Below are 18575 nucleotides of genomic sequence, written 5' to 3'. Positions count from 1 at the left end.
GGGCTACCCCTGCCCGTCCAGCAGCTCCGGAGGGACGAACCCCTCCTCGGCGAGCCGGCGCCACAGCTCCGGCGGGATCTCCGTGCGCGCGGCGGCCGCGTTCCCCTTCACCTCGGCCGCCGACCGGCAGCCCACCACGACCGACCGCACGGCGGGATGGAGGAAGGGGAACTGGACGGCCGCCGCGGCGAGCGGCACCCCGAACTCCGCGCAGACCGCCCGGCAGCGCTCGGCCCGCGCGAGCACGCCGCCCGACACCGGCCGGTAGTTGAACATGGCCTCCGGACGCGGGTCGGCGAGCAGCCCGGTGTTGAAGACGCCGCCCACGACCACCGCCGTGCCGGTCTTCAGGCACAGCGGCAGCAGGGTCGTCAGCGCGTCGTGGTCGAGCAGCGAGAACCGCCCGGCGATGAGGACGACGTCCACGTCGAACTCGGCCACGTACGCGGCCAGCGGTTCGCTGTGGTTCATGCCGAAGCCGACCGCGCCGGCCAGCCCCTCGTCCCGCAGCCTGCGCACGGCCGGGTAGGCGGTACGGCGCACGTCCTCGGGGAAGTCGTCGGGGTCGTGCAGGTACAGGATGTCGACGGAGGGCCGCCCGAGCCGTTCCAGGCTGGACTCCAGCGACCGGCGGATGCCGCGCTCGGTCCAGTCGGTGACCACCCTCTGCCCGGGGCGCAGCAGCCAGCCCGCCTTGGTCGAGATCACCGGCTCGGCGGCCCCGCCGTGAGCGGCGAGCGCGCGGCCGAGCCGTTCCTCGGCGACCCCGTGCCCGTAGCGGGGCGCGGTGTCGAAGTAGGTGACGCCCTCCTCGACGGCGGCGGCCACCGTGGCGGCCGCGTCCTGCTCGGAGACGTCCTGGAACAGGTTGCCGATGGGGGCGGTGCCGAGGCCCAGCCGCGGCAGCCCGGCCTTCATCGCCGCACCTCCATCGGCGGAGCCTCGTACGTGGGTCTCCCGCCGCGCAGCGTCATCGTGAGGGTGAGCCGTACGTGCGTCGAGCCCGGCAGCCGCACGTGGACGTACGGCCCCTCGACGGGCGTGGGCGGCCCGTCGTCGGCGCGGACCTCGTGGATGACGTGCTCGGCGAACGTGCCCGCCTGCACCACGAGCGCGCGCGGCGCGTCGCCGAGGTTGGCCAGCTCGACCACGGTGTGGCCGGCGTCGATGCCGGTGACCAGCGCGGCGACGTCGGCGGGCAGGCCCGGACGGCGCTCCCCGGCGTCGAAGTACCGCAGGTGCATCTGCGCCAGCGCGCCGTTGTAGAGCACCTGCGGCGATCCGGTGGTCAGCTGCAGCAGCGCCTCCGTGACGACCGGGTTGCGGTCCTGCCAGTCGTGGATGCCGAACGCGTCGGGGCCGACGGCGGGGTCCACCGGGTCGGCCGCGATGGACTCCAGCCGCTGGGCGCAGGTGTCGATGGCGCTGCGCAGCATCCGCTCGGGGAAGCCGGGGTTGCGGCCGGCGAGGTACTCGTACCAGGGCTCCTCGTGCCCGGACTCCTCCTTGGTGCGCTGGGTGTGCACCGCCGTCCAGTCCCAGCTCGCCTCCTCGCGGAGCCGGTCGACGCGCTCCCGGTCGGCGGCGGCCCGGCTGAACTGCCACAGGGCCACGGGGAGCTGGGTCGGCATGATGTTGTGGTCGAACCAGCCGGAATCGTCGTGGCGCATGGGCGCCATGAGGGTCGGCTCGTGCTCCAGCCCGCGCAGGTGGGGCCGCCAGCGCCTGGTGATGGTGGAGACGTCGGCGGGGCGGCGTCGTTCGGCCCGGCCGAGCACGACGTCCAGCGGGTTGCGGGCCAGGTCCAGGTAGGAGGCGTCGCCCGTCAGCAACGTCGCGTTGGAGGCGCCGACGATCGCCGCCGTCCCGACGGGCGGCAGGCCGTGGGGCCAGGACCAGCCGTAGTGGCCGCCGTACCAGCGGCCGTCGAGGTGCTCGCCGACCACGCCGTGCAGGCCGGCGTTGTCGGGGACGACGTCGCGGCCGTCCAGCCGCCGCCGCCAGGCGTCGACGTACTCCACCACCCAGTCGGCGTGGCGCGACTCGCCGCCGAGCAGGTAGGCGTTGGTGACGAGGCTGGTCGCGCAGAGGTTGACGATCGTGTCGCCGCGTCCCATGCGCTCCCACATCACGCGGCCGTACGCGCGGGCCCGCGCCGGGTCGGCGGCCAGGTCGTCGAAGGGCGCGGCCTCGTCGATCCAGTCGAGCGGCAGCCCGTAGGGGCGCAGGGCCAGGCTCCACGGGAAGTACACGTCGTGGTCGCTGAAGCCCCAGCGGGGGCCGGCGGCGCCGTTGTGCGGCGCGCGGATGACCCGGTGCTCGGGGTCGTAGTTGGGGCCGCCGGGCAGGTAGAGGTCGGCGAAGCGCCCGGCCAGCTCCCTGAGCTCGCCGTCGCCGGGCGTAGCGAGGCAGAGCCCGTAGAACAGCAGCATGCCCTCGCCCTGGTGGAACCAGTCGTAGCCGCGCTCGAACTCCTCGACCAGCATGCCCATCCCGGTCAGCTGGGCGGTGACGCCCCGCCAGTGGCGTCGCGCCGCCGTCAGGACGTCCGCGCTGCCGCCGAGCAGGTAGAGCGTCGGCCAGTTGAAGAACGCCTCGTAGAAGTCGTCCACCCCGTCGCGGCCGTCGAGCCCCTCCCCCAGCCTGTCGCGGAAGACCAGCCGGCCGTCGTCCTCGGTGTAGCGGTCGGAGAAGATCCGCCACGCCTTGTCCTGGACGGCGAACAGCTCCCGCTCCAGCACGGCCCACCGCGGCGGGGTCGTCAGTCCGCGGGAGGCCCGCACCTCCGGCACGCGCGCGGCGTCGAAGGCCGTCACCTCCCGCCACCGCCCTCTGCCGCGCCGCCGGGGAGTCTTGCTTCCATGCGCATGAGAACACCTGTAATCGCTGATCGATAGCCGATGATTAGAATCATCATGAGCTCGGATCAACGTGTCAATACTGGCCGAACATACGGAGCACAGGTGATCGACTGCCACGCCCACCTCTGGGACCTCGACGGCGGCTATCCGTGGATCACGCCGGAGTCACCCCATCACCGGTCGTTCACCACCGGCGACCTGGCCGCGGCGGGCGACGGCCTCGGCCTGACCGGGACGATCCTGGTCGAGGCGTCCAGGGGCGACCGCGGCGAGACGTGGCGGCTGCGCGACCTGCGCCTGCGTCACCCCGGGCTGATCGCCGGGCACGTCGGCAACCTCAACGTCCACGCCGGGATCGAGCCGTCCCGGTTCCGGGACCTCATGGACGAGGCCCGGCCCAACGGGATGCGGCTCGGCGGCCCCTCGTGGGCGGCCACGCCCGCCTCGGCCCGCGCGCTCGTCCCCGTGCTGGCCGGGCTCGGGGTGGCGCTCGAACTCAACCTGCACGCCGCCGCGGTCGGCGTCGCGGCCGAGGTCGCCGCGCGGCACCCGGAGCTGACCGTGGTCGTCGACCACCTCGGCAACCCGCCGAACCTGCTGGCGGCCGACCCGGGCGAGTGGCGTGACCACGTGCGGCGGGCGGCCCGCACCCCGAACGTGATCATGAAGATCTCCGGCCTGCTCACCCAGCAGCACGGCGTGCCGCCGGGACGGGTGGCCGCCCTGGTCGCCCACGTGGTCGAGACGTTCGGTCCCGATCGGTGCGTCGTCGGCTCCGACTGGCCGATCTGCCTGCCCCGCGGGTCCCGCGCCGAGTCGCTGGAGCTGGCGACGCTCGGGCTCGCCGGGCTGACGGCCGGGGAGCGCGAACGGGTGCTGCGCACCACCGCCGAACGCGCGTACCGCCTGGCACCCCCGGTTGACAACGCTCCTGAGCCCCTGCTTCGATGCGACAGTTGATCGATAAGCGATGATTGGTTAATCGATGGCCCATTTCGACCTCCCCCAGGACCAGCTCGAACGGTACCTGCCGCCCCTGCCGGAACCGGCGGACTTCGATGCGTTCTGGGCGAAGACGCTCGCCGGCGCCGATGGCATCGACCTCGCCATGACGGCCGAGCCGGTGCCGAACGGGCTGGCCACGATCGACACCTTCGACGTCACGTTCGCGGGCTACGGCGGCCATCCCGTCAAGGGCTGGCTGCACCTGCCGGTGACCAGGACCGGCCCGCTTCCCGCCGTCGTGGAGTACCTGGGGTACGGCAGCGGCCGCGGCGTGGCCCACGAGAAGCGGCTCTGGGCGTGCGCCGGTTACGCCCACTTCGTCATGGACACCCGCGGCCAGGGCGCGGAGACGCCCGACCCCGACCCGGCGACCGGCGACGTCGCGGCCCCCGGTTTCCTGACCCGCGGCGTGCTCGACCCCGAGCGGTACTACTACCGCCGCCTGTACACCGACGCCGTGCGGGCCGTCGCGGCGGTGCGCACGCATCCGGAGGTGGACGCGTCCAGGGTCGCGGTGACCGGGACCAGCCAGGGCGGCGGGATCGCCCTGGCCGCGGCCGGGCTCGTCCCGGATCTCGTGGCCGTCATGCCGGACGTGCCGTTCCTGTGCCACTTCGGGCGGGCGACGACGTTCACCGACCAGCCGCCGTACGTGGAGTTCACCCGGTTCGTGAAGCTGCACCGGGAGCACGCCGGGACGGCGATGCGCACCCTGTCGTACTTCGACGGCGCGACGCTCGGCCGCCGGGCCAACGCGCCGGCGCTCTTCTCCGTCGGCCTCATGGACCGCATCTGCCCGCCCTCGACGGTGTACGCGGCCTTCAACCACTACGGCGCGCTGCACGACCTGCCCCAGTCGCGCAAGCGGATCAGCGTCTACCCGTTCAACGACCACGAGGGCGGCGGCCCGGCGCACGAGGCCGTCAAGCTCGCCTGGCTGGCGGACCGGCTGGCCGAACAATCGATACCTGCTAACCGATGATCGCGTATCATGACAGCGGGGATCGGGGACGCGCGAGATCGCATGATGAGGACTTCATGGCATCGACACGGCAAGCCAACAGTGACTTCGCCTCCAGACTGGCCACGAGCAAAGACTCGGTCCGTCCCACCTTGATCTCCGATCGGGTGTACGAGCTGCTCCGCCAGGCCATCGTCGAGGGCGACCTCGCGCCGAACGAGCGCGTGGTGGAGTCGGAGATCGCGCGCCGTCTGGGCGTGAGTCAAGCGCCGGTTCGCGAGGCCGTCAAGCAGCTGGCCCGCGAGGGGCTGCTGGTGCACGTGCCACGCCGCGGCAACTTCGTCGTCGAGATCTCCACCGAGCACGCCGAGTACGCCCGCCAGGTGCGCGAGCCGCTCGAACGCCTCGCCGCCCAGCTCGCCGCCGGGCAGGTCACCGACGACCAGCTCGGCGAGCTGGAGGACCTCGTCGAGCAGATGCACCAGGCCGTGGCGATGAACGACGTCGGCAGGTTCCGCGACATCGACATCGCCTTCCACACCAGGGTCAGCCAGATCGCGGGGAACCCGTTCCTGACCCGGATGTGGGAGGTGCTCGAACCGAGCCTGCGCGCGCTGCGCGCCATCGCCGACCCGCTCTTCGACGGCGACTGGCACGCGATGGCCGACGAGCACGGCCGCCTGGTCTCGCTGCTGCGCGACGGCGACCCCGCCAAGGCGGCCGAGGCGTTCGCCGACCATTCCGCGGGCCGCTCCCCCGTCCCCGACGGCCGCACCCGCAAGAAGAGCAAGCCCTCTGCTCGCTGAGCCCAGGATGTTGTTGTTCCAGGTGGGATTCGCCTGATCCCGCCCCCTGAATCCCGCTAACGTGGGGCACATGGCAGTTGATCAACGTGGAGGTGCGGGGGTGGCCGGCGACAGGCAGGTGGCGGTCGATCTCAAGACGAACGTGCCGCACTCGGCACGGGTCTACGACTACCTCCTGGGCGGCAAGGACAACTTCGCGGCCGACCGCGCGGCGGCCGAGGAGGTCGTCAAGATCGCCCCCTACATGCCGACGTCCGTACGCGCCAACCGCGACTTCATGGTCAGGGTGGCCCGCCACCTGGCGGCCGAGCGCGGCGTCGACCAGTTCATCGACATCGGCACCGGGCTGCCCACCTCGCCCAACCTGCACGAGGTGGCCCAGCAGGCCGACCCCGCCGCCCGGGTCGTCTACGTGGACAACGACCCGCTCGTCCTCGTCCACGCCCGCGCCCTGCTCACCAGCACCCCGGAGGGCAGAACCCGCTACATCCAGGCCGACCTGAACGACCCGGACGCCATCATCGGCTCGGCCGAGGTCCGCGACACCTTCGACTTCGCCCGTCCCGTCGCGCTGTGCCTGATCGCCGTGGTGCACTTCATCCGCGACGACTCCGACGTCCGCTCGATCATCGAGCACCTGATGAAGCCGCTGCCGCCGGGCAGCTTCCTGGCCCTGTCCACCATCACGCTCGACAGCGCGCCGAGCAGGCTGGTGAGCGAGGCCGTCGCCCAGTACAACCGGCGCGGGATCATGTCCAAGGCCCGGACCAGGGCGCAGATCGAGGAGTTCTTCACCGGGTTCGAGCTCATCGAGCCGGGTGTGGTGCCGGTGCACCGGTGGCGGCCCGACGAGCGGGCGCTGCTCGTGGAGGACTCCATGGTCTCGATGTACGGCGGGGTCGCCGTCAAGGCCTGACGGGCCCCCGGAAGGCGGTGGCGAGGGCGCCGAATTCGGTGATGCGCAGGACCCGCGCGGCCAGCGCGTAGAGGCCGGCTCCGATCGCGCCCGCGGCGCAGAGGGTGATGAGCGAGCCGGTCCAGTCCGCCCCGAGCGTGGCGCCGAGGACGCGGTTGACGACGGCCGCGGCGAGGCCCGCGACGATCGCCGCGGCGAGCATCCGGGCGTGGGTGCGAAGCAGGCGGTGTCCGTCGACCCTGCCGATCCGGCGGCGCAGCAACTGGGCGGTGAGCAGCAGCGCGGCGGTGTAGGCGACGGCGGAGCAGGCGGCCAGGGCGATGACCACGTCCGGCCCGGGCGCGAGTCGTGCGGCGGCCAGGCAGGCGGCGACGGTGACGGCGGAGACGCCGACGCTCAGCAGAGCCGGGGTGCGGGTGTCGCCGAGTGCGTAGAAGACGCGCACCATGATCTGGTAGCCGGCGAAGGGGACGAGGGCGAGGCCGTAGGCGGCGAGCACCGCGCCGGTGAGCCGGGCGGCGGCGGGCGAGGCGTTGCCGTGCGCGAACAGCACGGTCGTCAGCTGCGGGCCGAGCGCGACGAGCGCTGCGGCGGCAGGGACCAGCACCACGCCGGTGAGCCGCAGGCTCCGGGACAGATCGGCGGTCATCCCGGCGAGGTCACGGTCGGCCGCCGCCCGGCTCATCCTGGGCAGGACCGCGGTGATGACGGTGACCGCGACGACGGCGTAGGGCAGCTGGAACAGGGTGTAGGCGTTGGAGTAGACGCCGACGGCGCCGGGCCCGGCCTGCGAGGCGATCCGGGTGATCACGAGGAAGACGGCCTGGGTCGCGGCCACGGAGGCGAAGGTCCATCCGGCCAGGGCGACGATGCGCCGGACGCCGATGCCCCGAGGATCGGCGCGCAACCGCGCCCGGAACCCGGTTCGCCGGCCGGCCACCACGAGAACCGCCATCTGGGCGGCGACCCCGGCGCTGGTGCCGATCGACAGCAGCAGCACCTGCACGCCGGTCAGCGACTCCAGCCTTCCGGTGCCGCCGATCAGCAGGAAGGCCGAGGCGGTGGCGATGACGACCAGGTTGTTGGCCACCGGCGCCCACATGGGCGAGACGAAGCGGCCGCGGGCGTTGAGGATCGCGGCCAGGGTCGCGCTCACTCCGTAGAACAGGATCTGGGGCATGAAGTACCGGGTGAGGACGACCGCCAGCCGCCGCTGCTCGGGGCTGAACCCCGGCACGTAGAGGTCCACGATGAACGGCGCGGCGATGATCGTCACGATCACCACGGCTCCGAGGCCGTAGACCACCAGCGACAGCAGCCGCTGGGCGAACAGGTCGCCGTCGATGTCGCGGTCGGCGGCCGTACGAACCAGCAGCGGGACGAGCACGCCGGCCAGCGCGCCGCCGAAGACGAGCTCGTAGACGGTGTTGGGGGTGACGTTCGCCGCGGTGTAGGCGTCCAGCAGCCGGGTTCCCAGCCCCAGCGCGGCGACCAGCGCCAGCGTGCGGACGAAGCCGGTGGCCCTTGAGACGGTGGTGGCGATCGCCATCGCCCGTCCCGTCCGCATGAGCCTGGGCCGATCAGGCATGGGCGATCTCCTCCGTCTGCGCTTCGGCGCGGGAACGACGGCGTCGAGCAGGCCGACGCCGTCCTGCCGGACGTCAAGGCCCCTGCTTCTGGGGCCTCCTTACAGATCTACTGCGTTTCCGCCGAACGCATCGCCACGTCGTCGATCCGGAACGCGGACCCGGTGGGGGCGCTCCAGACGAAGGTCCAGTCGACGCGGGTCGCGCCCGTCGGCGCGGTGAACGTGCCGGCCGCCTCGGTCCAGGCCGTCTTCCGCGGCAGGGGGACGGCGTCGGTCCGCAGCACCGAGCCGTTCTCGTCGCGCCAGCGCACGTTCCAGGCGACCGTGGGCATGGTGGCCGCGGCCTCCCGGTACCACAGCGACACGCGGTAGCTCTTACCGGCGATCACACCGCTGTACCCGGGGTACTTGTCCAGCGCCACCGCGCTGCCGGACCCCTCGGTGCTGGTCAGCTGCAGCGAGCCCGTGCCGCCGTGCGCGTCGCCGGTCTGGTGCGCCAGGCTGGATCCGTACCAGGCGGAGTAGGGCGCCGTCGAGACGTCCTCGAAGGTCTGCTCGGTGACCGGCGGCACCTCGGGCGCCTTGCCGTCGAACGTGCTGCCGGCGTCCTGGCCGTACTGGGGGCCGACCCACTCCGCGGCCGTGACGCGCCTGCCCATGTCGTAGATCCTGAACTGCCACGGTCCCGTGTAGGTGTTGTCGTGCCAGGAGTTGTTCGACTCGTGGACGATCGACTTCTCGATCTTCTCCCCCAGGTACGGGGACCAGTCCGGGTGCGCCGTGCCCCAGTTGGACAGCAGGCTCATCTGCCCGCAGTACTGCGTCGAGCAGCCGCCGCCGACGGCGCCGGGGTCGAAGGAGAACGTGTTGTGGTGGATGTCGAGGTTCTTCGTCCACCAGCGGCAGTCGGTGTAGAGCGGCTCGTCCTTGATGGCGGGCGCCGCGCACTTCGAGGTGTTGGCCGGCCCGACGATCAGCGTGCAGTCGCTGGTGGTCGAGGCTGCGCTGCCGCAGAACCGGTCGGCGTTGGCCCAGGCGGTGATCCCGCCCCAGTTGTTCTCGAGCAGGTTGCCGGTGACCTCGATCTTGCCGGTCCGCGCCGGGATGCGCGGCTCGCCGTCCGCCTCGGACAGGTAGATCGCCGCGTCGGGGAAGGAGTCGCCCTTCGCCGCCCGCTCGGCGCCCGCCTTCCAGGTGTTGCGACGGAGGGTGTTGTTCCGGATCACGGCGTTGTAGCTGATCTCGTAGAAGATCCCGATCGACTCGTTGTCCTCGATCAGGTTGTTCTCGATGAGGAAGTCGTTGTTGTTGGTGTCCGCCCAGATCCCCGGCCCGTGGTTGTGGTGCACCCAGTTGCCGGTCACGTCGGCGCCGTTCACCGCCCAGAACTTCAGGCCACCGGTGCATCCGCAGCCTTGGCCCTGGTGTTCCCAGTCGTCGGTGTTGTTGCCGGTGACCTCGTTGTCCGCCACCACCAGGCCGGTGATGTGGTCGCCGTGCTGGGACGCGTTCAGGCCGAGCTGGCCGTTGTCCTTGATGCAGTTGCCGCGGATCTGGTTCCTGGCCCCCGCCATCAGCGCCGCGCCGGAGTTGTCACGGAACGTGTTGTGCTCCAGGACCCAGTCGTCGGCGGCGCTGTGGTTGACCACGGCCTCCTCCTGCGGCGCGACGAACCCGGTGACGGTGAGGTGGCGGATGGTGACGCCGGTCGCCGTGTCGCCGAACGCGTACTGGTTCACGCCCTTCCCGTCCAGCACCGCGCCGGGGGCGCCGATGAACGTGGCGTTGTCACCGGGCAGGATCTGGGCGTACTGGGCGGGCTCCAGGGTGTGCGTGCCGGTCTCGAAGTAGTACGTGGTGTTCGCCTTGCGTAAGTCCACGCCGCTGTTGTCGCCCGCGGGCACCACCACGGCGCCGGCGGGCGGTGTGGCGGGGCCGTCCAGCGACGAACTTCCGCAGACGGCCGCCTTCGCCGCCGTCGTCTTGGCTGTTGTCGTCGCCTTGGTTGTTGTCGTTGCCGTCGTCGCCCTGGTCGCCGGATCGCCGGCGTCGCCACTGGCCGGCGTCGCGCCGCCCATGACGACAGCGGCGAGCGCCACCAACGCCATCGGCCACGTTCTTCTCATTCATCGTCTCCTCGGGGTTTCGGCCAGCCTTTACTGCCGTTGACTGCTGGCCGTCGTCACTGTAGCCCGCACCCGCCCACAAGATCGAAGCTTGGACAAATTGGACAAACTAGTGCGCGCGCCGGGGGCCGGAGCTCTGGCGTCGCCTCGCATCCGGCCCGTGTTCCGGACGTGATCGGAACGCGGCAGGATCACCGTCATGAGGCGGATGATCGTGACCCTGGTGGCCTGCGCCGCCCTGCCGGCAGGCGCCGCTCCCGCTCAGGCAGTGAGCAAGGACCCCGTCCAGGCGCTGAAGGCCGTTCTCGCGGCCGGACACGGCATGCACTTCACCGAGACGACCGCCCTTTCGGACGACGCCGGCGAACGAGCGGAACGCCGGCGCACCGGAGTCTTCGAACTCGATGCCAAGGGCGGCGTCAAGGCCCTGGACGTCACCACCACCGGAGGCGAGTACGGGCGCGAACGTGTCATCGGCTTCAACCACGACATCGGCGGCACCGGTTACCGATCCGGCGGCCTCATAGGGAAATGGCTGAAGAAGGGCAAGACCTGGTGGAAGGACTCTCATCAGCTGCACCTCTGGCACACCGAGTTGCTCGGCTATGACGAGCAACTCGTCAACCCGGCCGAGCCCGCGACCCTGGCCGCCCTGCTGAAGAACGGACGGCGGAGCGGGGACACCGTCACCGGCACGATCACGTTCAAGCAGCTCGGGCCGGCTTCCCGCTGGGCGGCGCACTCGACCCACGCGGAGTGGGATGCGGACACCAGGCTCGCCTACACCGTCACGCTGACCCCCGGGGGCCTGGTCAGCAGGGTGCGGAGCGCGTTCACCTTCGCCGACGGCCTCGACGAACTGGTGGGCAAGACCCTGCATGTCGACACCCGCTACAGCCGGTGGGGCGCCAAGGTGTCGATCAAGGCGCCGGCCCCCGGCGAGACGACCACCGAGCTGTGCATCGAGGGCATCTGCAACTGGCGCCTTCCGAGCTGACGACGGGACGCCGGCGCTCCGCTCGTCCTCCGGGCCTTCACGCGCCGTCGAGCCGTCCGTGCAGCTCCGCGACCCGGTCAAGGGCCGCGCGACGAACCCGGCTGCCCGGCGTTCACCGCTCAGAAATGCCTCGCCGCGTCGTCAGTACTGGCAGCCCCTCGCCACCCGCGAAAGGATTGACGACCATGACCGACACCAGGCTGCCAGGCGACGACGCGGCCACGTTCATCGCGGCGGCCCGTACGGACGACGCGGCACGGTTCGCGCTCATCACGGAGCGCCACCGGCGTGAGCTCCAGGTGCACTGCTACCGGATGCTCGCGAACTACGAGGACGCCCAGGACCTGACGCAGGAGACGTTCCTGCGGGCGTGGCACAAGCGGGAGTCGTTCAAGGGCCACTCAGCGCTGCGGACCTGGCTGTACCGGATCGCGACGAACGCCTGCCTCGACTTCCTGGACAAGCGCAACCACCGCACCCCCGTGGCCGCCGAGCTGCCGGACGCGAGCCCGGAACTGCGCCACCTGCAGCCCTACCCGGACCGGATGCTCCCGGAGGACCCGCAGGAATCGGTGGTGGCGCGGGAGACGATCGAGCTGGCGTTCATCGTCGCCGTCCAGCACCTGCCGCCGCGGCAGCGGGCGGTGTTCATCCTGCGCGACGTCCTCGGCTGGCCGGCGTCGAAGGCCGCCGACGTCCTGGAACTGACCGTCGCATCGGTGACCAGCGCACTGCAGCGGGCCCGCGTGACGATGCGCGAGCAGCTGCCCGGCCGCCGCCTCGACTGGCGCAGCCCTGCCACGCACGAGCTGTCGCGGGACGAGCGCGGCGTGGTGAGGTCGTACATGGACGCCCATGAACGCAACGACCTCGACGGGCTGACGGCCCTGCTGCGCGACGACCTGCGCTTCGCGATGCTGCCCGACCCGGGCACCTTGATCGTCACGGCCAAGGACGCGGTGGACGGCTGGGTCTCCCACGGGCTCTTCCGGCGCGGCTACGACGACTGGCGCTGCATCGCCACGACGGTCAACCTCATGCCCGCCGCGGCGCTGTACCTCCGCACCCCCGGCGACCGGGAACACCGTCTGTTCAACATCGCGGTCCTGCACATCGCCGACGGGAGGATCGCCGAGCTCACCGGGTTCGACGCCACCGGCAAACCATGGCTGGGCCTGCCCGCGACGCTGTGATCGGACGAGCCCCTCGTCCGACGGGTCCGGCGCACGGGCCGGGCGTCACCGCATCCTCTCGGCCTGGCCTCACGAGCCGGGCGTCCGGCCCGTGCTCAGCGCCGCACCTCGTACCGGGTCAGCGCCGGACGTCGTACCCGGTCAGCGCCGCACCTCGTACCGGGTCAGCGCCGGACGTCGTACCCGGTCAGCGCCGCACCTCGTACCGGGTCAGCGCCACGCCGCCGGGAAATGCCCGCGTCTCGACCAGTTTGAGGTTCACCCAGCTGTCCAGCGCGGTGAAGAACGGCGTGCCGCCGCCCACCAGGACCGGGTGCGTGACGATCGCGTACTCGTCGATCAGCCCGGCCCGCATGGCCGCCGCGGCGAGCGTCGCGCCGGCGATGTCCATCGGGCCGCCGTCCTCGGCCTTGAGCCTGGTGATCTCGGCGACCGCGTCGCCGGTGACCAGGCGGGCGTTCCAGTCGACCTTGTCGATCGTCGAGGAGAACACCACCTTCGGCATGTCCCGCCAGAGGCGGGCGTAGGCGATCTCCGCCGGGGTGGCGCCGGGCCGCTGGTCGGCGGTCGGCCAGTGGGGGCTCATCGCCTCCCACAGCTTGCGGCCGTACAGGGACAGCTCGCTCGCCCGCATCTGGTCGTACCACCACTGGAACAGCTCGGAGCTCGGCGAGGAGTCCGGTCCCTCGCCCCCGCTCCAGCCGATGTCGTCGCCGGGCGCGGCGATGTAGCCGTCCACCGTCACGTTCATGCCGAAGATCAGTTTCCGCATCGCGCCAGCCTTCCGTGAGTCGATCTCATCTGTAACAGACGGGCGCGGCGCGGAAACCTCATCGGTGCGCGATCTGTCACATCGGATGGTCGTCCGGGCTCATCGGTACGAGCGCAACCGTGGAGTGCGCGGGCCGCAGCGCTCGGCCGGCCGCTCGTTCTCGTCCATCGGTCACAGCGTCCCGTCGTCAGGTTCACACAGGTGAGCCCTCGGACACGGCGGATGTGACGCGGCCGGCGCCGCCACGGAACGGATCAGAGCCGGATGCCCTTGATGATCTTCGTCAGCCCCGGCACGAGAGGCGGGGTCGCCATCACGGTGACGACGACTCCGGGGCGCTCGACCCAGCCCGAGTACACACCGGCCCCCAGCGCGCCGTCACCCCCCTGGCGAAGCACCTGGCGATCGCCGATCTTCGTGGTGGTCGTGTCACCGGAGAAGGTCCCGACGTGGAACGGCGCGTTCTTGAGCTGCGCCACGGAGGTCGCCTTCGGCCAGCACACCACCCTGACCCACAGCGACCGGTGCCGGCGGCTCATGTCGTCGCGGTCGTCCGACCACTGGTAGCTGTACTCGACCATGCCGTCGTGCTTGTCGACGAGGACCTGCCCGTAGGTGGAGCCCTTCGGGATGTGGTTGACGCGGACCCCCTTCATCGCCGCGGCGCCTCTCGCGGGCTTGTCCACCGTCGCGGCCGACGAGCGCCGCACGTCCGCCTTGGAGGGGGCGGGACAGCTGGGACGCTCCGCCGCCTGCGCGGGGAGGGCCACGAGAGCTGCGGCAACGGGGAGCACGGCCAGGGCGGCAAGGTTCTGAATCTTGTTCATGTCAGGGTTGGATGCGTCCGGAGCTAGAAGGGTTCGGCACTCTTTTCACGGCATTTTGGGCGGAACTTCGTCGGTCATGAATGCATCAAACGAGCGTGTTGATCGAAGGAGACCCTCAGCGGCTGGGCCGGTACTGGCTGGCCGGACGGCTCGGCGCCGGCGGGCAGGGCGTGGTGTACGAGGCCTATGGCGAGGACGGACGCCGGGTGGCGATCAAGGTGCTGCACGGCGACCAGGCGGCCCAGCTCGGCCGGGAGGCGACGGCCGCCCAGCGGGTGGCCTCGTTCTGCACCGCGCCGATCATCGAGGCCAGGCTGGAGGGCCCGCGCCCCTACATCGTCAGCGAGTACGTGGAGGGCCCGAGCCTGCGCACGGCGGGCCGGATCTTCGCCGGTGACGACCTGCACCGCCTGGCCACCGCCATCGCGACGGCGCTGACCGCCATCCACGACGCCGGGGTGATCCACCGCGACCTCAAGCCCGACAACGTGCTGCTGGGCCCGGACGGTCCCCGCGTGATCGACTTCGGCATCGCCAGGACCGCCGAGATGTCGCTCACCGCGACCGGCGTGGTGAGCGGCACGCCCACCTACATGGCTCCCGAGGTGTTCATCGGCCAGCGGGCGGACGCCTCGGCGGACGTGTTCGCCTGGGGCGCCGTCATCGTCTTCGCCGCCACCGGCCGTGATCCGTTCCACGCCGAGAACCTGGGCAGCGTCATGCACCAGGTGTTGTCGGCCACCCCCGACCTGTCCGCGCTGCCCGGGACGCTGCGCCGGCTGGTCGCCTCGGCGCTGGCCAAGGAGCCGGCCCAGCGGCCGACCGCCCGCGAGCTGCTGCTGGCGCTGGTCAGCGGCGACGGCTCCCTCGACACGGCCCGCCTGCTGGCCCAGGGCGGCCACCGGGCCGCCGGGATCGGCGCGCAGGGGCACGATCCCGCGCTCGGCACGCTGGCCGAGCAGGCGTACACGATGCTCGACCCGGCCGAGCGCGAGCTGGTCCCCGACGTGTTCCTGCGGCTGGTGACGGTGGACGAGGCGGGCGAGCTGTCGGCCCGGCAGGCCGAGCTGGCCGAGCTCGTCGAGGGACGGGCGTCGCACGAGGTGGCCGCCGTGCGGAGGATCCTCGCCGTGTTCGGCTACCTCCTGACCAGGCAGGACGGCGGCGTACGGCTGGCCAGGCCAGCACTCCCCCATGCCTGGCCGCGCTACCGCCGGTGGATCGAGGCCAACCTCGACGGCCTGGCCGTACACCGGCAGATCCTCACCGCGGCGCGGCGCTGGGAGGCGGCGGGACGCCGGGACGGCGACCTGTTCCAGGGCAGCAGCCTGGAGAACGCGTTGCACTGGGCGGCCACCGCCCGCCGCGACATCACCCTGTCGCCCACCGAACGCGACTTCCTGGCCGCGGCGGCCACCCTGACCAGGCACAGGGCCCGGCGCGCCCGGCTGACCTCGCTGAGCCTGGGCGGGCTGCTGGTGATCGCGCTGGTGGCCGGCGGGCTGGCCGTGCAGCAGAGCGCGGTGGCCGACGACCGGGCCGAGCAGATCGCCGGGCAGCTCACCAGGTCGGAGGCGGCCAGGCTGGCGGCGGCGGCGACCATGGCCCGCCGGAGCGACCCGCGCCAGGCGATGCGGGCGAGCCTCGCGGCCTGGCGGCTGGACCACACGCCGGCCACCAGAGCTGCCCTGGTGGCCTCGCTCGCCCAACGCGAGACGGCGATGTTCGGCGACCCGTCCACCGCGGGCGACACGGTACGGACGCTCGGCGCCGACGGCCGCACGCTGATCAGCGCCGACTCCAGGACGACGCGCGCGTGGGACGTGCGGAACGGCCGTCTCCTGCGGACGCTCGCCACCCGGCCGGCCGAGCCACTGGACAGCGTAACGCTGAGCCCGTCGGGCAAGGTGCTGGTGACCGTGACGGCCAAGCGCGCCGCCGCGGTGGACCTCGTCAGCGGCAGGCCGATCAGCGACTACACCTTCCCCACGGCCAAGGACCTCACGATCGAGTGGATCGACGTGACCTTCGAGCGGGACGACTCCGTCCTGCTTGAGGAGGCTGACCGGCGGACCCGCTGGGACCTGCGTACCGGCGCCGCCAAGACGCTCGCGCCCGCCCCCACGAACACGTTCAGCCGGGACGGGGCCTGGCGGGCCGCACAACGCGGCCGCCTGCTGGAGCTGACCAACCTGCGGACCGGGGCGAAGGACCTCATCGGCGACAAGGACGGCGCCGGCACCCAGGGCACCTGGAACGGCGGCGCGGCCGTGTTCGGCCCCGGCCTCATCGCGACGGTGACGCCGGGGTCCATCCAGTTCTGGCGCAGGTCGGACACGCAACTGCTCACCACGGTCCAGGTTCGCGGGGACGAGGAGGCGGTGCAGGGGGCCTTCGACGGGAGCACGTTCCGCTACCTGCTGGGCGACCAGGTCTTCTCGGTGGACGTGGCGGACCTGGCCGTCGAGAACGACGATCACCTCGTGGGCACGGCGGCGCTGAGCGGTGACGGGCGGCTCGTGCTCCGCGACGGCGAGCTGTCGGCCGTCGGCGGGCGGAAGGTCGGCGCGTTGCCGGAGGCGGAGAACGCGGTGTTCAGCCCGGACTCCCGCTTCGTCGCCGTGTTCGGGCCCGAGGTGCGGATCGTGGACGCCGCCTCGGCCGCCGTCCAGGGCACGCTGCGCACGTCCGCCGCCCAGGTGGCCTTCTCCCCCGACGGCGCCAGGCTGGCCGTGGTCACCGAGCGGGGCGGGGTCGAGCTGTGGGATCGGCGGACCAGGCGGCGGGTGTGGTCGGCCAAGGCGGGCGCGGCGACGTACGCGGCCTTCTCCGCCGACGGCCGGACGCTGGTGGTGGCGGGCGACCGCGTGCACCTGCTGGAGACGGCCGGCGGCAAGGCCCTGGGGCCGGCGTTCGGCGGCGGCGGCAGGGACGCCGAGGGGGTGCGCGCGTATTTCACCCACTCGGGCAGGGCGGTCGTGGTGCTCGACGCGCGGCGTCGGATGACGGTCTGGGACGTGGCCACGCGCCGCAGGCTCGCCACCGCGCGCGGGTTCGCCGATCCGGCCGCCTACTCGCCGCGCGAGGACCTGCTGGCCAGCCTCCAGGTGGGCGGCAGGGTGCGGCTCGTCGACGTGATGTCGGGCACGGACCTGGGCGCGCTGCTCGACGAGGGCGGCGGCCAGGACCCGGAGATCGGGCAGCCGCTCGACGTGGCGTTCACTCCTGACGGGTCGGCGGTGCTGACCGTGGACGGCAACGGCGTCGTCAGGCGGCACGCCGTGGGCGGGGAGGCGATGGCGGCGGCGGTGTGCGCGAAGGCGGGCGGGCTGAGCGCGGCCCAGTGGCGGGCGCTCGTGCCGACGCTGCCGTACAGGAAGGCGTGTCCCTAGCCGGGGGCCGCGCGACACCCTCTCGAAGGGGAAGTCCGCCCTACCGGAACAGGAGAACCCCGGTTCCGGGGGGCGGGCCGTTGATCACCACAATCCCCGCGGTCGGCGAGAAGGCCGCGAAGAACGCATCTCGGACGGCCAGGTCCGCCTGCGCGCCGGCACTCTCTACGCGGCCTTCGACCGGCTCCAGGAAGAGGGCCTGATCACCGAGGACCGGGAGGAGATCGTCGACGGCCGGGTGCGCCGCTACTACCGGCTGACCGGCGACGGCGCCGCGAGGCTGGCGGCGGAGGCCGAGCGGATGCGCCGGCACGCCAAGGCGGCCACCGTACGACTGCGCGCGATCGGCCCGGCATCGGCGCCGGCGTGGCGCGCCGGGCTGGCGCTCGCCGCGGCGCTGTGGCCGTTCCTGATGCTGGCAGGCGCGCTGGCGGCAGCGCTGCTGAGGAGCGCCGAAAGCGTGCGGAACGTGGAGGCCGCCGCCGTGGCGCGGCCGATCTGGATCCTGTACCTGGCCGAGCCGATCGTCGTCGCGGCCCTGCCGGTGCTGGCCGTGCTGCTCGCCCGACGGTGGATCGCCGTGCTCGCGCTGGTCGCGCTCATGCTGGATCTGGCCGGCAACCCGTACCTGCTGGATGTGGACAGGCTGCTGTTCCCCAATCACGGCCCCGTCCTGCTGGCCGAGCTCGCGACCATCGTCATCGCGTTCGCGCCCGCGGCGCATCGCGCGATCACGGCCGTTCCGCGGCGCGCGTTCCTGCTGTGGGGGCCGCTCGCCGTGGTCGGGCTGACCGCCGGCAAGGCCATCGTGAGCTGGGTGGACGTGATCACCCACCAGGACATCGTGAGCTGGAAACCCGTGCCGTGGCTCGTCGTGGTCGGGCTGGCGGCCGGGTACGCGTGCCGGTCGGCCGTGGGGCGGCGGGCGGCGCTGCTGCTGTTCGTGCCCGCGGCGGCCCTCGGCGACCTCGGGGCCCTGCCGTCGGTGCCGACCTTCACGGCCCTCGCCCAGCTCGGGTGCGCGGCCCTGGCCTTCACCGCCGCGGCCGCCCTGACCCGGCGGCGGCGGAGAAGCCTGAGACGAGCTCCGGCTTCTTGAGCAAGAACCCGCCACCGAGGGCCGCGCATGCG

At 72.2% G+C, this 18575-nt stretch carries 15 protein-coding genes; 9 read left to right on the top strand and 6 right to left on the bottom strand.

The window, feature by feature from the left end:
* Positions 1-3: 3 nt before the first annotated feature.
* Positions 4-918: an aldo/keto reductase gene (locus ACIBST_RS24060; protein WP_397174688.1), complete on the bottom strand. Its 915-nt coding sequence runs from the start codon at positions 916-918 to the stop codon at positions 4-6.
* A complete protein-coding gene (locus tag ACIBST_RS24055) occupies positions 915-2816 on the bottom strand; it encodes a hypothetical protein (protein WP_397174686.1) in 1902 nt (633 codons plus the stop codon). Before ACIBST_RS24055 ends, ACIBST_RS24060 begins: the two co-directional genes overlap by 4 nt.
* A 147-nt stretch (positions 2817-2963) precedes the next feature.
* Between ACIBST_RS24055 and ACIBST_RS24050 the strand changes: the two genes are divergently transcribed.
* The 4 genes from ACIBST_RS24050 to ACIBST_RS24035 all read left to right on the top strand — a co-directional run bounded on the left by ACIBST_RS24050 (position 2964) and on the right by ACIBST_RS24035 (position 6549).
* The gene (locus ACIBST_RS24050; RefSeq protein ID WP_397174684.1) at positions 2964-3821 is read left to right on the top strand and encodes an amidohydrolase family protein; all 858 of its coding nucleotides are present in this window, start codon (positions 2964-2966) and stop codon (positions 3819-3821) included.
* Positions 3822-3846: 25 nt separating this feature from the next.
* Entirely contained in the window at positions 3847-4848 is a 1002-nt protein-coding gene (locus ACIBST_RS24045) for an acetylxylan esterase (protein ID WP_397174682.1), read from the top strand.
* A gap of 56 nt (positions 4849-4904) precedes the next feature.
* Positions 4905-5633: a GntR family transcriptional regulator gene (locus ACIBST_RS24040; protein WP_397174680.1), complete on the top strand. Its 729-nt coding sequence runs from the start codon at positions 4905-4907 to the stop codon at positions 5631-5633.
* A 70-nt stretch (positions 5634-5703) separates the two neighbouring features.
* Positions 5704-6549, top strand: a complete 846-nt coding sequence (locus ACIBST_RS24035; protein ID WP_397174678.1) for an SAM-dependent methyltransferase — start codon at positions 5704-5706, stop codon at positions 6547-6549.
* Here ACIBST_RS24035 and murJ read toward each other — a convergent pair.
* Entirely contained in the window at positions 6539-8137 is a 1599-nt protein-coding gene (gene murJ / locus ACIBST_RS24030) for a murein biosynthesis integral membrane protein MurJ (protein WP_397174676.1), read from the bottom strand. The genes ACIBST_RS24035 and murJ overlap by 11 nt on opposite strands.
* Before the next feature lie 107 nt (positions 8138-8244).
* Positions 8245-10017 (bottom strand): right-handed parallel beta-helix repeat-containing protein, encoded by a 1773-nt coding sequence (locus ACIBST_RS24025; protein ID WP_397174674.1) that lies wholly within the window; start codon positions 10015-10017, stop codon positions 8245-8247.
* Between ACIBST_RS24025 and ACIBST_RS24020 the strand changes: the two genes are divergently transcribed.
* The 3 genes from ACIBST_RS24020 (at position 9995) to ACIBST_RS24010 (ending at position 12453) form a co-directional block, all read left to right on the top strand.
* A complete protein-coding gene (locus ACIBST_RS24020) occupies positions 9995-10306 on the top strand; it encodes a hypothetical protein (RefSeq protein WP_397174673.1) in 312 nt (103 codons plus the stop codon). The two genes, ACIBST_RS24025 and ACIBST_RS24020, sit on opposite strands and share 23 nt — an antisense overlap.
* A 156-nt stretch (positions 10307-10462) precedes the next feature.
* The gene (locus tag ACIBST_RS24015) at positions 10463-11260 is read left to right on the top strand and encodes a hypothetical protein (RefSeq protein WP_397174671.1); all 798 of its coding nucleotides are present in this window, start codon (positions 10463-10465) and stop codon (positions 11258-11260) included.
* Between the two features lie 185 nt (positions 11261-11445).
* Positions 11446-12453: an RNA polymerase subunit sigma-70 gene (locus tag ACIBST_RS24010; protein ID WP_397174669.1), complete on the top strand. Its 1008-nt coding sequence runs from the start codon at positions 11446-11448 to the stop codon at positions 12451-12453.
* A gap of 187 nt (positions 12454-12640) precedes the next feature.
* Here ACIBST_RS24010 and ACIBST_RS24005 read toward each other — a convergent pair whose 3' ends face one another.
* Together ACIBST_RS24005 and ACIBST_RS24000 are read right to left on the bottom strand one after the other, a co-directional pair.
* Complete coding sequence (locus ACIBST_RS24005) at positions 12641-13225, bottom strand: dihydrofolate reductase family protein (RefSeq protein ID WP_397174667.1); 585 nt, start codon at positions 13223-13225, stop codon at positions 12641-12643.
* A gap of 254 nt (positions 13226-13479) precedes the next feature.
* The gene (locus tag ACIBST_RS24000; protein ID WP_397174666.1) at positions 13480-14052 is read right to left on the bottom strand and encodes a hypothetical protein; all 573 of its coding nucleotides are present in this window, start codon (positions 14050-14052) and stop codon (positions 13480-13482) included.
* Positions 14053-14147: 95 nt separating this feature from the next.
* On the opposite strand from ACIBST_RS24000, the gene ACIBST_RS23995 reads away from it, so the two are divergent.
* The gene (locus ACIBST_RS23995; protein ID WP_397174665.1) at positions 14148-17444 is read left to right on the top strand and encodes a serine/threonine-protein kinase; all 3297 of its coding nucleotides are present in this window, start codon (positions 14148-14150) and stop codon (positions 17442-17444) included.
* Positions 17445-17571: 127 nt separating this feature from the next.
* Positions 17572-18543: a PadR family transcriptional regulator gene (locus ACIBST_RS23990; protein ID WP_397174873.1), complete on the top strand. Its 972-nt coding sequence runs from the start codon at positions 17572-17574 to the stop codon at positions 18541-18543.
* Positions 18544-18575: the final 32 nt, after the last annotated feature.

The organism is Nonomuraea sp. NPDC049684 (assembly GCF_044465345.1).
In the GTDB taxonomy this organism is placed as follows: domain Bacteria; phylum Actinomycetota; class Actinomycetes; order Streptosporangiales; family Streptosporangiaceae; genus Nonomuraea.
Note: the sequence above shows the minus strand (reverse complement) of the source record. Positions and strands in the feature narration are given on the sequence as shown.

What these genes read in the sequence shown, in the direction of transcription:
- ACIBST_RS24060 (WP_397174688.1), bottom strand. Translation starts at nt 918, where the DNA reads ATGAAGGCCGGGCTGCCGCGGCTGGGCCTCGGCACCGCCCCCATCGGC.
- ACIBST_RS24045 (WP_397174682.1), top strand. Translation starts at nt 3,847, where the DNA reads ATGGCCCATTTCGACCTCCCCCAGGACCAGCTCGAACGGTACCTGCCG.
- ACIBST_RS24040 (WP_397174680.1), top strand. Translation starts at nt 4,905, where the DNA reads ATGGCATCGACACGGCAAGCCAACAGTGACTTCGCCTCCAGACTGGCC.
- ACIBST_RS24035 (WP_397174678.1), top strand. Translation starts at nt 5,704, where the DNA reads ATGGCAGTTGATCAACGTGGAGGTGCGGGGGTGGCCGGCGACAGGCAG.
- murJ (WP_397174676.1), bottom strand. Translation starts at nt 8,137, where the DNA reads ATGCCTGATCGGCCCAGGCTCATGCGGACGGGACGGGCGATGGCGATC.
- ACIBST_RS24015 (WP_397174671.1), top strand. Translation starts at nt 10,463, where the DNA reads ATGAGGCGGATGATCGTGACCCTGGTGGCCTGCGCCGCCCTGCCGGCA.
- ACIBST_RS24010 (WP_397174669.1), top strand. Translation starts at nt 11,446, where the DNA reads ATGACCGACACCAGGCTGCCAGGCGACGACGCGGCCACGTTCATCGCG.
- ACIBST_RS24005 (WP_397174667.1), bottom strand. Translation starts at nt 13,225, where the DNA reads ATGCGGAAACTGATCTTCGGCATGAACGTGACGGTGGACGGCTACATC.
- ACIBST_RS24000 (WP_397174666.1), bottom strand. Translation starts at nt 14,052, where the DNA reads ATGAACAAGATTCAGAACCTTGCCGCCCTGGCCGTGCTCCCCGTTGCC.